General features: G+C 73.3%; 13 protein-coding genes. 11 read left to right on the forward strand and 2 right to left on the reverse strand.

Going from position 1 to position 14411, the window contains the following annotated elements; genetic code table 11:
• Positions 1-131: 131 nt before the first annotated feature.
• The 10 genes from ABT245_RS30755 to ABT245_RS30800 all read left to right on the forward strand — a co-directional run bounded on the left by ABT245_RS30755 (position 132) and on the right by ABT245_RS30800 (position 11654).
• Positions 132-1202: a LacI family DNA-binding transcriptional regulator gene (locus ABT245_RS30755; RefSeq protein ID WP_351739731.1), complete on the forward strand. Its 1071-nt coding sequence runs from the start codon at positions 132-134 to the stop codon at positions 1200-1202.
• On the forward strand, positions 1199-2128 hold the full coding sequence (locus ABT245_RS30760) for an ABC transporter permease (protein ID WP_351739733.1): 930 nt from the start codon (positions 1199-1201) through the stop codon (positions 2126-2128). The genes ABT245_RS30755 and ABT245_RS30760 overlap by 4 nt, the downstream gene beginning before the upstream one ends.
• Positions 2125-3000, forward strand: coding sequence for an ABC transporter permease (locus ABT245_RS30765; RefSeq protein ID WP_351739736.1), 876 nt, complete (start codon positions 2125-2127; stop codon positions 2998-3000). The genes ABT245_RS30760 and ABT245_RS30765 overlap by 4 nt, the downstream gene beginning before the upstream one ends.
• A gap of 21 nt (positions 3001-3021) precedes the next feature.
• Positions 3022-4509, forward strand: coding sequence for an ABC transporter substrate-binding protein (locus ABT245_RS30770; protein WP_351739739.1), 1488 nt, complete (start codon positions 3022-3024; stop codon positions 4507-4509).
• Positions 4506-5471, forward strand: a complete 966-nt coding sequence (locus tag ABT245_RS30775) for an ABC transporter ATP-binding protein (RefSeq protein ID WP_351739742.1) — start codon at positions 4506-4508, stop codon at positions 5469-5471. The genes ABT245_RS30770 and ABT245_RS30775 overlap by 4 nt, the downstream gene beginning before the upstream one ends.
• Positions 5472-6248, forward strand: a complete 777-nt coding sequence (locus ABT245_RS30780; RefSeq protein WP_351739745.1) for an ATP-binding cassette domain-containing protein — start codon at positions 5472-5474, stop codon at positions 6246-6248.
• 38 nt (positions 6249-6286) lie between these two features.
• Positions 6287-8371 (forward strand): amylo-alpha-1,6-glucosidase, encoded by a 2085-nt coding sequence (locus tag ABT245_RS30785; protein WP_351739748.1) that lies wholly within the window; start codon positions 6287-6289, stop codon positions 8369-8371.
• 91 nt (positions 8372-8462) lie between these two features.
• Positions 8463-8675, forward strand: coding sequence for a hypothetical protein (locus ABT245_RS30790; protein ID WP_351739751.1), 213 nt, complete (start codon positions 8463-8465; stop codon positions 8673-8675).
• 1 nt (position 8676) lies between these two features.
• On the forward strand, positions 8677-9603 hold the full coding sequence (locus ABT245_RS30795; RefSeq protein WP_351739754.1) for a dihydrodipicolinate synthase family protein: 927 nt from the start codon (positions 8677-8679) through the stop codon (positions 9601-9603).
• Entirely contained in the window at positions 9600-11654 is a 2055-nt protein-coding gene (locus tag ABT245_RS30800; RefSeq protein ID WP_351739757.1) for a golvesin C-terminal-like domain-containing protein, read from the forward strand. The genes ABT245_RS30795 and ABT245_RS30800 overlap by 4 nt, the downstream gene beginning before the upstream one ends.
• Here ABT245_RS30800 and ABT245_RS30805 read toward each other — a convergent pair.
• Together ABT245_RS30805 and ABT245_RS30810 are read right to left on the reverse strand one after the other, a co-directional pair.
• Entirely contained in the window at positions 11638-12537 is a 900-nt protein-coding gene (locus ABT245_RS30805) for a helix-turn-helix transcriptional regulator (RefSeq protein WP_351739760.1), read from the reverse strand. The two genes, ABT245_RS30800 and ABT245_RS30805, sit on opposite strands and share 17 nt — an antisense overlap.
• Positions 12527-13405, reverse strand: a complete 879-nt coding sequence (locus tag ABT245_RS30810) for a phytanoyl-CoA dioxygenase family protein (protein WP_351739762.1) — start codon at positions 13403-13405, stop codon at positions 12527-12529. The genes ABT245_RS30805 and ABT245_RS30810 overlap by 11 nt, the downstream gene beginning before the upstream one ends.
• Before the next feature lie 232 nt (positions 13406-13637).
• On the opposite strand from ABT245_RS30810, the gene ABT245_RS30815 reads away from it, so the two are divergent.
• Complete coding sequence (locus ABT245_RS30815) at positions 13638-14384, forward strand: SDR family oxidoreductase (protein WP_351739765.1); 747 nt, start codon at positions 13638-13640, stop codon at positions 14382-14384.
• Positions 14385-14411: the final 27 nt, after the last annotated feature.

Consider the following 14411-nt stretch of genomic DNA (forward strand, 5'->3'; position numbering starts at 1 on the left):
GTCCGGGGACGGACGCGGGGTGCGCGTCCGGACGGGTGGGAGCGTCCAATTCCGCTTCCGTACAGGGCACTTGACGCCGTGAAGGTGCGCTCCTACGTTCCCCGCAGGCTCAATACGTATTGGGGAACCGCGTGGCTGAAGAACGCAAGCGGCGCCGGCCGACACAGATCGACATCGCGCGGCAGGCCGGAGTGTCCCAGGCGACCGTCTCGCAGGTGATCAACGGGGTCTCGGGCGACTACCAGATCGCCCCGGCCACCCGGCAGCGGGTGCTGGACGCGGTCCGTGAGCTGGGGTACGTCGCCAACCCGGTGGCCCGCAGCCTGAAGAGCGGCCGGAACCAGATGCTCGGCCTCTACACCTTCGAGGCCGTCTTCCCGACCGACCACCGGGACTTCTACCACCCCTTCCTCCAGGGCGTCGAGGCGGAGGCCGCCGAGCGCGGCTACGACCTGGTGCTCTTCACCTCCGCGGGGGCGGCCCGCGAGCGCGGGCTCTTCGCCGGCGGGGCCAACCGGCTCAAGGTCGCGGACGGCTGTGTGCTGCTCGGCCGGCATCTGCGGCGGGCCGAGCTGGCCCGGCTGGCCGAGGAGGACTTCCCGTTCGTCTTCATCGGACGCCGTGAGATCGAGGGCGCCCGGATCAGCTACGTGGCCGCGGACTACGCGACCGCGACCAGCCGGATCGTCACCGAGCTGGCCGGGCTCGGGCACCGCCGTATCCGCTACCTCAAGGTGCCGGGCAACGCCGAGCCCACCCGTGACCGGTCGAGCGGCTTCCGGCGGGGCCTTGAGCAGGCGGGGCTCGATCCCGTCGGCGTCCACCTCGTCGCCGACCCGGGCGAGCTGCGACCCGGCCTCGTGCGCGGGTGGCTGGACGACGGGGTGACCGCCTTCGTCGTGGAGCCGACCGAGGACGACCGGGCGGCGGCCGCCCTGTGCGCGGCGGCCGAGGAGGCCGGCGCCGCCGTGCCGGCCGACTGCTCGGTCGCGGTGCTCGGCGACCCGCCGTCGTACTGCTCGCCGCCGCGCGACTGGATGCGCTTCGCCATCCCCCGGGAGCAGATGGGCCGCGACGCCGTCGATCTGCTCATCGGGTTGCTGAACACGCCCGACGCCGAGGCGCACACGCTGCTGGTGCCGTGCGCGTTCATCCGCGGCGCGACGGCCGCAGCCGTGCCGGGTGGGGAGCGGCGGTCATGACGGGCATCGTCGTACGCCGGATCCTCATCGGCCTGTTCGTCATCTGGGGCGCGGTCAGCCTGATGTTCGTCATCGTCCGGCTGGCGCCGGGCGACCCGGCCACGCTGCTGCTCGGCCCCGACGCCTCGACGGCCGACATCCGGCAGATGCGCTCCCGGATGGGCCTTGACGACCCCGTACTCACGCAGTACGCGACCTACCTCTGGCACGCCCTCTCGCTGGACTTCGGCACCTCCTACCGGCTTGACGAGCCGGCCGTGGACGCGGTGCTCGGCTCGCTGCCGAACACCCTCGAACTGACCTCGTCCGCCAGTGTCATCGCCGTCGTCATCGGCCTGCCGCTGGGCGTGCTGGCGGCGCGCCGCCCCGGCGGCCTCGTGGACCGGCTGGTCTCCGGGTTCACCCTGCTGCTGCAGTCGCTGCCCACGTTCTGGGTCGGGATCATGCTCGTCCTCCTGTTCGCGGTGACGCTGGGTCTGCTGCCGACCTCGGGCGCCGGCTCGCCCCGGTATCTGGTGCTGCCGGCGGTCACCCTGGCGCTGCCGTTCACCGCGATGGTGGGGCGGCTGACCCGGGCCGGGGTGGTGGAGGCGATGTCCGAGCCCTACATACGGACCGCGCGCTCCAAGGGGCTCACCGAGGGCCAGGTGCTCTTCGGACACGCGCTGAAGAACTCCCTCATCCCGGTGATCACGGTGGTGGGGCTGCAGATGGGGACGCTGCTGGGCGGCGCCGTGATCGTGGAGAACGTCTTCGCCTGGCCCGGCCTCGGCACCATGGTCGTCGAGTCGGTGGCCGGCCGCGACTATGCCGTGGTGCAGGCCGCGGCGCTGTTCATCGCCGCGATCGTGGTCGCCCTCAACCTGACCGCCGACCTGCTCTACTCACGGCTCGATGCGCGTATCCGGATCGAGGTACGACGATGACCACCCTCGCCGAGGTCACCCGCCCGCTCCGGTCCGCCGTCCTCGGCACCTCGCCGACGGCCCGGATCCCGGCGCTCCTGGTCGGCGGCTTCGCCCTGCTGGCGGTCTTCGGGCCGATGCTCGTCCCCTACGATCCCACCACCACCCACGTCGGCGACCGGCTGCTCGCCCCCGGCGCCACGACCCACGCCGGGCACACCGCCTGGCTGGGCACCGACGCGCTGGGCCGCGACATGCTCGCCCAACTGGTCCACGGCGCCCGCACCTCCCTGGTCGTCGGCACGGCGACGGCGGTCGTGGCCGGGGTGTTCGGGGTGCTGTGCGGGCTCGTGGCGGGGTACGCGCGCGGACTGGTCGACGCGGTCGTGATGCGGCTGATCGACATCCAGTTGGCCTTTCCCGGCATCCTGCTCGCCATCATCATCTCCGGCGTCATGGGACGCGGCTTCCTGACCGTGGTGGTGGCGCTGGCCGTCACCCGGTGGATCGCCTTCGCCCGGGTCGTACGCGGCTCCACCCTCTCGCTGCGTGAGCGCGAGTGGGTCGCGGCGGCGCGCGTGCTGGGACTGCCGCGGCGGGCGGTGCTGCTGCGGCACGTGCTGCCGTTCGTGGCCGGACCCGTGATGGCCCTCGCCACCCTTGAGTTCGGGCTGATCGTGCTGTCCGAGGCCGGGCTGAGCTTCCTCGGCATCGGCCTGCCGAGCAGCGCCGTGTCCTGGGGGCAGACGATCGCGCTCGGAAAGGAATACCTCGCCACCGCCTGGTGGATCTCCGCGTTCCCGGGGCTCGCGCTGGCCCTCCTCGTCATCAGCGTGGGGTTGCTCGGTGACCAGCTCACCCATCGTTTCGGCAGCGCTCACCGCACCGGCTGAGCCGCTGGAGAAGGAGCAGGCATGAGACTGCCATCACGCGGTACCGCGACGGTGATCGCCCTGTTCACACTGACCGCGTGCGGCGGCACCGCGGGCCGGGGCGCGGGCGGGGCGGGCGAGCTGACCGTCGCCCCCAACTGGCCGCTGGTGAACCTCGATCCGCACAGCCCACGGGCCGACGGGGCCACCGCCTCCGCCGGCCGGCAGATCTTCAGCCGGCTGGTGACGCTCTCCGACGGGCGGTACGAGCCGGACCTCGCGACCGGGTGGCAGACCTCGCGGGACGGCCGGACCTGGACGTTCGACCTGCGCAAGAACGTGAAGTTCTCCGACGGCTCCGCACTGACCTCCGCCGATGTCGTCGACTCGGTCAAACGCATCGCGAGCCTCGACGGGCCGCAGGCCGCCTCCTGGGCGGAGGTGACCCCGAAGGCGCCCTCCCCGGACCGGGTGGTGCTGGAGTCGAAGAAGCCCGACGTGAGCATCCTCGGCAAGCTCACCGCCGTCTTCGTCACGCCCGCCGGCCAGGCGGAGAAGGACGGCTTCTTCACCAAGCCGACCGGCTCCGGGCCGTTCAAGGTGCAGAGCTTCAAGCCGAACGAGCGACTCACCCTGGTACCCAACGAGCACTACTACGGCGCCGAACCGAAGCTGCGCAAACTCGTTTTCCGCACCATCCCGGAGATCTCGGCGCGGGTCGCGGCGCTGCGCACCGGCGAGGTACAGGCCGCCTGGGGACTGCCCGACGACCAACTGGACCAGCTGAAGGGCACCGGCGAGATCACCGTCAAGGCGGTGCCGAGCTTCGCCGTCTACACCATGTGGTTCAACTCCGGCCGCCCCGCCTTCAAGGACGCGGCGGTGCGGCGGGCGCTGTGGCAGGCGATCGACTACAGCAGCATCATTTCCTCGCTGTACCCGCGCACCGGCCGTCCCGCCGACTCGCCGGTGCCGCAGGGAGTGCCGGGGCACGCCCGGCAGACCCCCGTGACCTACGACCCCCAGGCCGCCAAGGCGGCGCTGGACAAGGCCGGCTTCGACTACTCCAAGACCTATGAACTGCAGTTCTCCGGAGCCGAGTTCCGGCAGTTCGCGCAGGCCGTCGCCTCCGACCTGGCCAAGATCGGGGTCAGGGCGGAGCCGCGGGACAAGGAGAAGGCCGTCTTCCTCGACGACCTGCTCGGCATGAGGTGGGACATCAACCTGCAGTCCCTCGCCCTCGACACCGGTGACCTCGCCGGCAACCTGGGCCGCCTCTACCCGTGCGCCGCCCAGCGCACCGGCTACTGCAACCCGGACCTCGACACGATCCTCGCCAAGGCCGGCAGCACGGCCGCCGCGGACGAACGCGACAGGCTGTGGGGCGCGGCCCAGAAGATCATCTGGGACGACGCGGTCGGCATGTACCCGATGTTCGTCAACATCGCCTACGCCTGGCGGGACGATGTGCACGGCCTGCGGACCAGCCCGGCCTTCCAGCCGGACCTGACCGGCGTGACCGTCTCATGACCCCGCTGCTTAACGTGGCGGACCTGGTGGTGCGGCTGCCCGGTCCGCACGCGCAGGTCGACGTCCTCGACCACGTCGGCTTCGGTGTGCCACGGGGCCGTACCACCGGGCTGATCGGCGAATCGGGCAGCGGCAAGACGATGACCGCCCTCGCGGTGATCGGCCTGCTGCCCGACGGCGCCACCGCCTTCGGCCGGATCGGCTACGACGGCGAGAACACCCTGGAACTGGACGCCACCCGGCGGCGCCGGCTGCGCGGGCGCGAGATGGCGATGGTCTTCCAGGACCCGCTCGCCGCGCTCAACCCCGTGCTGACCATCGGACGGCAGGTCGGGGAGATCCTGCGCCGCGACGGCCGGTCCAGGGCCGCCGCGCGCAGGGCCGCCGTCGAACTGCTGGAACGGGTGGAGATCCCGCGGGCGGCGTCCCGCGTCGACGACTACCCGCACCAGTTCTCCGGTGGTATGCGGCAACGCGCCATGATCGCCCTCGCGCTCGCGGGACAGCCGCGGCTGCTGCTCGCCGACGAACCCACCACCGCGCTCGACGTCACCGTGCAGTCCCGCATCCTCGATCTGCTGCGCAGACTGCGCGACGCGGACCACATGGCGATGCTGCTGGTCAGCCATGACCTGCGGGTGATGGCGCACACCGCCGACACCCTCGTCGTGATGTACGCGGGGCGAGTGTGCGAGACCGGTCCGACCGCCGAGGTGCTGCGCCGGCCGGCGCACCCGTACACCAGGGCGCTGATCCGCAACGTGCCGACCGTACGCGTGAAGACACCGCTCACCGACCCGCTGCCCGGCACACCCGCCGGACCCTTCACCCGGCCCGGCGGCTGTGCCTTCCGCACCCGCTGCCCCATGGCGCGCGAGCGCTGCCGGGAACAGGTGCCGCGGCCCCGGCCGGTCGCTGAGGAACGGACGAGCGCCTGCCACTATGCCGAGGAGCTGATCTGAGTGCCCGAACTGCTCACCGTACGGGGCCTGCGGGTGAGTTACGCCTCCCGGCGGCGGGGCGCGCGGGTCGCCGCGGTCAAGGGCGTCGACCTCGACGTGGGCGCTGAGGAGATCGTCGCGCTCGTCGGGGAGTCCGGCTCGGGCAAGACCACGCTCGCCCGTGCGGTCGTGGGGCTGACCCGGGCGGACGGCGGCACCATCGCCTTCCGCGGCGTACCGATCGGCAGGCCGGGCAGCTGGCCGCCGCAGCAGCGGCGGGCCGTCCAGATGGTCTTCCAGGACCCCAAGTCGTCGCTCAATCCCCGGATGCCGGTCGAGAAGATCATCGCGGAGGCGTGGCGTGCCCACCCCGAAGCGGCACCCGAGGGCGACCGGCAGCGGGCGGTCCGCGGTCTGCTCGACCAGGTCGGCCTCGACGGCACCGTCGCGGGGCGGCGGCCCGGCGAACTGTCCGGCGGACAGTGCCAGCGGGTCAGTATCGCCCGCGCGCTCGCGCTGCGGCCGGCACTGCTGGTGTGCGACGAGGCGGTGTCCGCGCTGGACGTGTCCGTGCAGGCGCAGATCCTCGGGCTCTTCGCCGAACTGCGCGGCCGGCACGGGCTGTCGCTGCTGTTCATCTCGCACGACCTCGGCGTGGTGCGGCAGATCGCGGACCGGGTCGCGGTGATGTACCTCGGTGAGATCGTCGAGTGCGCCCCGACCGAGGAGATCTTCACCGCCCCCCGGCACACGTACACCCGCATGCTGCTCGACGCCGCACTCGACTTCGTCGTCTGAGGGACACCGACCGCACCATGTGAGGGACACCGACTGTCATGCAGCACCCTGCCCCGGACGACTGGAACACCTGGGACGTCCGCTACCACACCGCCGTTGTGCACCCGCCCTCCGGCATCCGCATCCGCGCCGGCATCCGCACCCCCGACGGCCGAGTGATCGACGACTTCACCTGGCGCCGCGGCCTGGTCCGCCTCGGCCACCACACGGTCGACGGCGGCTACGCCGAGGTCACCGTCCACTGCACCGAGGACTGCTGCGGCGCGGCCCGGCTGCGGCTGCGCTTCGCCAAGACCGCTCCGGGCGTGCTGTCCGGCTCGGCCGAGCTGAGCGGGCACACCGCAGGCCACGCCATCGTGCTGCGCACGGACGGGTTCACCGACGGCCGCCGACCGGACCTGTCCGCGCCCGCGGTCTTCGAGACGCCGGGAGAACTCCACTTCGACGTCGCGAAGCTGCGGTTCGGCTGCGGCGTGGCCCAGGGCGCCCGCCCGCTCGACGCGGACCTGGACGCGGCAGGCCGCAAGGCGGACGCCGCGGCCCTCGCCACCTCCGGCCTGCTCGGCCGCGCGGGGGAGGGCTATACGCGTTCGCTCACCTGGAACACCGTGCTGCGTTCCGACGGCGCCCGCGTCATCACCCCGACCTCGCGCGACTTCGTCAGCCGGGAGCGGCGCGGCTTCTACGGCACCTGGGCCCTGCACTGCTGGGACACCTTCTTCTCCGGACTCACCGCCACCTGGATCGACCACGACTACGCCCGCGGAATCTTCGGTCAGATGCTGGAACAGGCCACCCCGCAGGGCTTTGTACCCAACCGCGTCTGCGACGACCGGGGCCGCACCGACGACCGCTCGCAGCCACCCGTCGGCGCGTACACCGTCCTCAAGGCGTACCGGAGCACGGGCCTTTGCGACGCCACCCGCGACCGCCGCCTGCTGACCGAGGCGTACGACGTGCTGCGGGACTGGCACGACTGGTGGCCGCGCGCTCGGCGCGGCCCGCACGGGCTGCTCGCCTGGGGCTCCGACCCGACGGACGACCCCGGGTCGGCCACCGCGGACAGCACCAAGCGCGAGTCGGGCATGGACGACTCCCCGATGTGGGACGAGATCGCCTACGACCCGCGGACCCACACCATGGACCTCGCCGACGTCGGCCTCAACGCCCTGCACGCGGCCGACGCCGAAGCCGTCGCGGACATGGCGGGCCTGCTCCAGGACGCGCCGACCGAGCAGCGGCTGCGGGCCGAACACGCCGCCACCGCCGCCCGGATCGAGGAACACCTGTGGGACGAGGCCGCAGGACACCACCGCAACCTGCGCGCCGACGGCGGCTTCGACCTCCACCTGGCACCGTCCATGCTCTATCCGCTGCTGGCCGGCACCCCCTCGGCGCAGCGCGCGCGACGCCTTGCCGCGACCCTGCTGCACCCCGAACTGCTGGGCGGCTCACCGCCGTTGCCGAGCGTCTCACGCAGCGACCCCGGGTACGACCGGCACTACATGCGCGGCCGTGTCTGGGGCCCGGTGGCCTTCCTCGCCGTCGAAGGGCTGCGCCGTTACGGGCTGCGCGAGCGGGCCGCCGCCATCGCGGACGAACTGCTGGGAATGTTCCGCCGGGAGTGGGAAGAGCACAGCCACGTCCACGAGAACTACCCCTCCGGCCCCGACGAGGACATCCACTTCTTCGACGCACGCTCCGACTACCTGCTCACCTGGGGCAACCTCCTGGCGTACCTCGCCATGCAGGAACTCGCCGACCCGCTGCCCGCCGGCTGGCGCTTCGGCCACCCCGGCAGGCCCGCGGCCCTGCACCGGCTGCGACTGCGCGAGGGGCCGCTCACCGTCGAGGCCGGCCACCGCCTGCGGGTGACCCTCGACGGCGCCCTGCTGCTGGACGCCCCGCCCCGCACGGTGATCGAGGAGTACGTCCGTGCCCCCGGCGAGATACGCGCCGTCGTGCACGGGCCCGAGGCGGAGGTGGTGTTCGGTGTGCCCGCACCCGCCGGCGCGCAGGCGCGCACCGCGGTCCGAGGACGCGTCGGCACCACCCGCGTCGCCGCCGACGGGACCGTACGCCTGACCGCAGGGGACGGGACCGCGGTGCGCATCACCCTCTGACCGCAGGGGACGGGACCGCGGTGCGCATCACCTTCTGACCGCCGGGGACGGGACCGCGGTGCGCGGCACCGTTTGAGAAGGAGGAGTCGTCTTGCCGAAGCCATCCAGCCCGCCCTCCCGTCCGGACCCGCTGATCACGGGCGGCGGGCTCGGCGGCGTCGCCGCGCCGCCGGCCGCGCACTGCCTGGACAACGGACTCGTACCCGAGCAGACGCACACCGACGAGCGCCGCCTCGCCGCGTTCCAGGACGAACTGGTACGGGACGGACGCGAACTGCACCGGCCCGAGACCAAGGGGTACTGACGTGACCGACGGGCGCGCACTGCTGCGCGGCGTCATGGTGCCGCTGATCACCCCGATGGAGCGGCCCGGCACCCCCTGCGCCGCGCACGCCCAGCCGCTGCTGGAGGAACTGCACCGGGCGGGCGTGCACGGCCTGATGCTGCTCGGCAGCAACGGCGAAGGGCCGCTCATCCCCACCGACCGCATCGGCGCGTTCGCGGCCGGCGTCGCGGCACGGTGGCGGGCGCTGCGCCCCGACGGGCCGGTGCTCGTCAACGTCACCGCTCCCGGAACCGCCGAGGCGCTACAGCGCGCCGAGGCGGTGCTGGCGGCGCGGCCCACCGCGCTGGTGCTGAGCCCGCCGCTGTACTTCGCCCACCGCGAGGACGAGATCGTGGCGCACTACGCGGCACTGCAGGACCTCGGCCTGCCCGTGGTCGCGTACAACGCCCCCGCCTACGCCTGCCCGTTCACCCCCGGGCTCGCGGACGCCGTGCTCGCACTGGAGCATGTGGTGGGCATCAAGGACAGCTCCGGCGACCTAGCGCTCCTCGACCACCTGGTGGCGCGGGCGGCACGACTGCCCGCGACGGGTGTGAGCCAGGGCGCCGAGACGGCGCTCGCACCGGCGCTGCGGCGCGGCGCCGACGGCATCGTGCCGGGCATCGCCAACGCCGCGCCGGGCCCGGTCGTGGCACTGTACGAGGCCGTACGCGCGGGCGACGACGCGGCGGCCGACCGGTGGCAGCACATCGTGACGACGCTGCTCGGGGTGCACCGCGTCCGCCGCGGCGTCCCCGTCATCAAAGAACTGCTCGCAGCGCGCGGGCTGTGCCCCGCCCATGCCGCGCCGCCCTTCACCGCCTGCACCGCGGCCGAACGCACGGCGCTCGCCGCGTTCCTGGACCCGCTGTCCGAGCACCTCGTCCCCGCAAGGAGCCGCCCGTGATCCGTGTGCTCACGCGCCTGGCCCGCACGGCCGCGCTCGCCCTGCTGCTCGCTGTGATCCCCGCGCCCGGCTCCGCCCAGGACGCCGGAACCACCACCGGGTACTTCACCGAGACGACCCTGTGGGACTCCACCGACGGGACACATGTGAACTACCACGTCCAGGGGCTCGCCGTGCTGCCCCACGACAGCGTGCTCGTGTTCGCCGAAGGGCGGCTCACGGCCTGCGACGCCGGGCCGCACGACATCGTGATGCGGCGCAGCACCGACGGCGGCCGGACCTTCGAGGCGAGCCGCGTCATCGTGCCGGCCACCGACGGCGCGTCGTGGAGCAACCCGACGCCCGTCGTCGACACAAAGACCCGCACCGTCCACCTCTTCGTCAGCAGCACCGCCCGCGACGCGGGCAACACCACCTGCTCGGCGGACCGTTCGACCATCTATGTCATGCGCAGCACCGACGCGGGCCGGACCTGGAGCCGGCCGCGTGACCTCACCGGACTCTTCGACGCCAACGCCTACGACTGGACCCTGCACGGCGCCGGCCCGGGTCACGGCATCCAACTCGACGACGGGCGGCTGCTGGTGCCGGTGGCCCACCGCCGCACGATCGTCGGCCACACGACGGCCGAGCGGATGTACGGCCTCGCCATGCTCTTCAGCGACGACCACGGCAGGACCTGGCAGGCCACCGCGCCGGTGCCGGTCTCCCCGGACTACCCCGTCAACGAGAGCCGGGTGCACCAGCGCGCCGACGGCACCGTCGTCGTCAACGGCCGTGCGGCCGCCGGCGGCACCCGCTACCGCATCACGGCCACCAGCACCGACCGCGGCAGCACCTGGTCCAAGCCGGTACTCGACGGCGCCACCCGCGAGTTCGTCGCCATCGACGCGGGACTGCTGCGCTACAGCGGCGGCCCCGACGGCGACGGCCCCGCCCGGCTCCTCTTCTCCCGCCCCGACGCCTCGGCCCGCGAGAACCTCACCGTCTCGGTGAGCTACGACGAGGGCCGCAGCTTCCGCTACCACAAGGTCGTACACGCTGGCCCGTCGTACTACTCCGACCTGGCCCGGCTCCTCGACGGCACGGCCTTGCTCGTCTACGGCCGGGACGGCAGCAGCCCGGCCTTTCCCGAGCGGATCGCCCTCGCCCGCTTCGACCTCGCCTGGCTGACCGGCGGCCGCGACCGCGGCGGCCCCGGCACCGGCCTGACCTCGCGCGCGTACGAACTCGCGGGCCGCCCCGGCACGACGACCACCCCGGGCAGCACCGCCGAGTCCGTCGTCGACGCCAACGCCCAGGGCGGCAGGGTGCTGCGGTACGAGGCGCACCGGCCCGGCGACTATGTCGAGGTCCCCTTCCGCACGCCCCGCTCCGGCCGTTTCGAGCTGGCGGTGCGCCTGCGACGGGCGGCCGACCGCGGTCTCGCCGAGGTGAGCGTGGACGGCAGGACGCTGCCCGCGGGCCGCGTCGATGCGACGCTCTCCTCGCTCCAGGGCTACCAGGTCGTGTCCCTGGGCAGCGACGAACTGTCCGCGGGAAGCCACCGGATCCGCTTCACCCTGGCCGGTCGGGGCCGCGGCGGCGGCACGGTGATCGCCCCCGATCAGCTCACCGTGACCCGGGCCGCCCACCCGGCCGACCCGCCCCGTGTCATCGCCGACGACGACTCGCTGTTCAGCTTCGAGCAGGCCGGGCAGTGGACGAGGGCCACGGGCACCCCCGGCTTCTACGGGCAGAGCTACCGCGTCCACCCGGCCGGCGACGGCTCCGCGGTCGCCCGCTGGTGGCCGGACGTACCCGAGGCGGGCCGCTACGAGGTGCAGGTGCGCTACACCGCTGACCCCAACCGCGCCTCCGACGCCCCCTACACGGTGCGTGCCGCCGACGGCTCGCGGACCATCCGCATCGACCAGCGCTCCGCAGGCGGGCAATGGGTGTCCCTGGGCACCCACCGCTTCGACGCCGGCACCGGCGGCGGCGTCGAGCTGAGCGATGAGGCGAACGGGTATGTGGTGGCGGACGCCGTCCGGCTCATTCCCGCGGGATGAGCGCCCGCAGCCCCGCTGCCGCGGGCGGCGAGGGCGGCGCGCCCTCGGGGCCCGCGGCCCGGAACGCGCTGGGCGTCACGCCGTACACGGCCGTGAACCGGCGGGAGAGATGGTAGGCGTCCGCGAAGCCGCACTGCTTGGCCACCGCCCGCAGGCTCAGGTTGCTCAGCCACAGCAGCGGCTCGGCCCGTGCGAGCCTCAGCAACTCGACGGCGGCGACCGGACCGGTGCGAAAGTGCCGGCGGAAGAGCCGGCACAGGGTGCTCTGTGACACCCCGGCCGCAAACGCCAGTTCCGTGAGCGTCAGCGGCTCGGCGGTGCCGCCCGACCACCGCTCACGCACATACGCGGCCATGGCCGCCAGCGGCGCCGGCACCCCGTCGCGGGGCTCGCCCGGCGCCGGCAGCGGGCCCTTGGTGAAGACGGACAGCAGCAGCCGCAGTACCCCGGTGGCCCTGGGCCGCCAGCCGTCGGGACGCTCGGTGCCGAGCCAGAGAAGGTAACGGCACAGGGCCGCCATGGGGTCGTCGCGTCCGCCGAGTTCGCGCACCAGCGGCCAGCGTTCCCGGCCCGGCTCGGCGGGGAGCGTGAAGTGCACATAGCCGTGGCGGGTCGAGCCGCCGGGATCCCATGCGAAGTGATCGCGCATCCCCGGTCGGACCAGCAGCAGTGTCCCGGGCAGCAGATCCTGGGCGGTCTCGCCGCAGGTCCAGCGAGCCCGGCCGCGGATGATCCAGACGAACTCGAAGTGCGCGGCCGTACGCGGCCCGAACACGGCGCCGGGCGGGTAGTCCCCGACCGCGGGCCCGAGCCGGTCGACGAGCCGCGGGCGGTCCTCCGACCGCAGGTGGTCCTCGGACCGCGGGCCGTCCTCAGCGGTCACAGCCGCCCTCGCGGTCGGGCCGCAGATACGGCTCACGGATGGCCGCGATGCCCTTGTAGGCGTACGGATCCTGCCCCGCCACCATCACGATGTCGCGGAAGTCCGCCTGACCCATGTGCTCGCCGGGGCCCGGCGGCTGCCAGGGGAGCAGCGACCGCGCGGACATGTAGTGACCGACCAGCGCCCTGCGGTAGCCGTGGCGGCCGGAGTTGGGCAGCGACTTGTGCAGCAGGTAGCCGTGGAACAGGAGCACCGAGCCGGCCGGCATCTCGACGGGCACGGCGTCGGCCTCGGTGTAGGGGAAGCCGTACAGCTCCACCGTGCAGTCGTAGCGCGGGTCGTGATGCTCACGGTCGGGGTAGAGGACGCCGGCGCGATGGGAGCCGGGCAGCACCCACAGACAGCCGTTCTCGACGGTGGCGTCGTCCAACGCGATCCAGGCGGCGGTGAGCGACCGGTCGCGGGTGGGGATGAAGAACTCGTCCTGGTGCCAGGCCTGACCCGGCTTGCCCTCGGACTTGATGAACAGCATCGACTGCATGGCCTTCACATCCGGCCCGATGACCTGGGTGAGGGCGGCGACCACCGCCGGATGGCACAGGGTGGCGCGGACCAGCGAGGACAGCTTGTGCGGATAGTGCACACACAGATGGCGGCGGAGCACCGTGTCGTCGTCCCAGTCCGCTTCGAGCGCGGGGGCGCGGCCGACCTGCCCGCGCTCACCGCGGCAGATCGCCACCGTCTCCGCGCGCAGCCGGTCCACCTCGGCGGGGGTCAGGGCGCCGCCGAGGACGGCGAAGCCGTCGCGTGCGAAGCGCGCGGACAGCGTCCGATCCGGGTCCGCCGCCCTGCCGGTTCCTGTCACCATCGCCTCCCGGGTCCGGGCCTCCTGTGTTCTCCATGGTCTGCTCAAGGGCGCGGCCGGGCCATGGCCCCTACGGTCGAGACGATGGCGAATCCGGTCAACCCCGTCCCCCGCGGGCCGCCCGCCGCGGGGCGCCGACGACCTCGCGCCGACCCCGGTCACCGGTCGCGGTGTCACAGAATGCGGGCTGCCGCTGTCGCCCTCTCGTACGGCACCGACAGGGACGGGAGTACTGATGAAGATCGCGGTGGCCGGTGGGACCGGTGTGGCCGGGCGGCTCGTGGTGGAGGCACTGCGGGCCAGGGGGCAGGCGCCGGTGGTGCTGTCGCGCGGGCAGGGCGTCGATCTGCTCAGCGGGTCCGGGCTGGACGCGGCGCTGGCCGGGGCCGAGGCGGTCATCGACGTCAGCAATGTGATCACGATGCGCGGGTCGGTGGCGGTGGACTTCTTCGACCGGGCGGGACGCCACCTCGTCGCGGCGGCCGAGCGGGCCGGGGTACGGCACCTGGTGACGCTGTCGATCGTGGGGGTCGACCGGGTGCGAAGCCCCTACTACGCCGGCGAGCTGCGGCAGGAGGAGATCGTCCGGGGCCAGGCGGTGCCCTGGACGATTCTGCGGTCGACGCAGTTCCATGAGTTCGCGGGCCAGCTGCTGGACGGCGTGCCCGGGCCGGTCGCGGTGGTACCGGCGGGGCGGGTCCAGCCCATCGCCGTACACGAGGTGGCCGAAGCCCTCGCCGGCCTCGCCCTCGGGGCGCCGCTGGCGATGGCCCCCGAACTGGCCGGTCCGCGGGTCGAGTCGCTGGTCGACATGGCCCGGCGCCTCATGGCCGCGGGCGGCGCCCGCCGGCGCCCGGTGCTGCCCCTGCGCGTTCCCGGCGGGATGAGCCGTGGCGGCCTGCTTCCGACCGGCGCCGGCCCCCGCGGCACCCAGACATTCGCCGACTGGCTGGGGGAGAAGACCGCCGCCACACCGGCCTGACGGTGTGCGGGGCCCGCACGGGCGGGG

This window comes from Streptomyces sp. NPDC001508 (assembly GCF_040298665.1).
GTDB lineage: Bacteria > Actinomycetota > Actinomycetes > Streptomycetales > Streptomycetaceae > Streptomyces.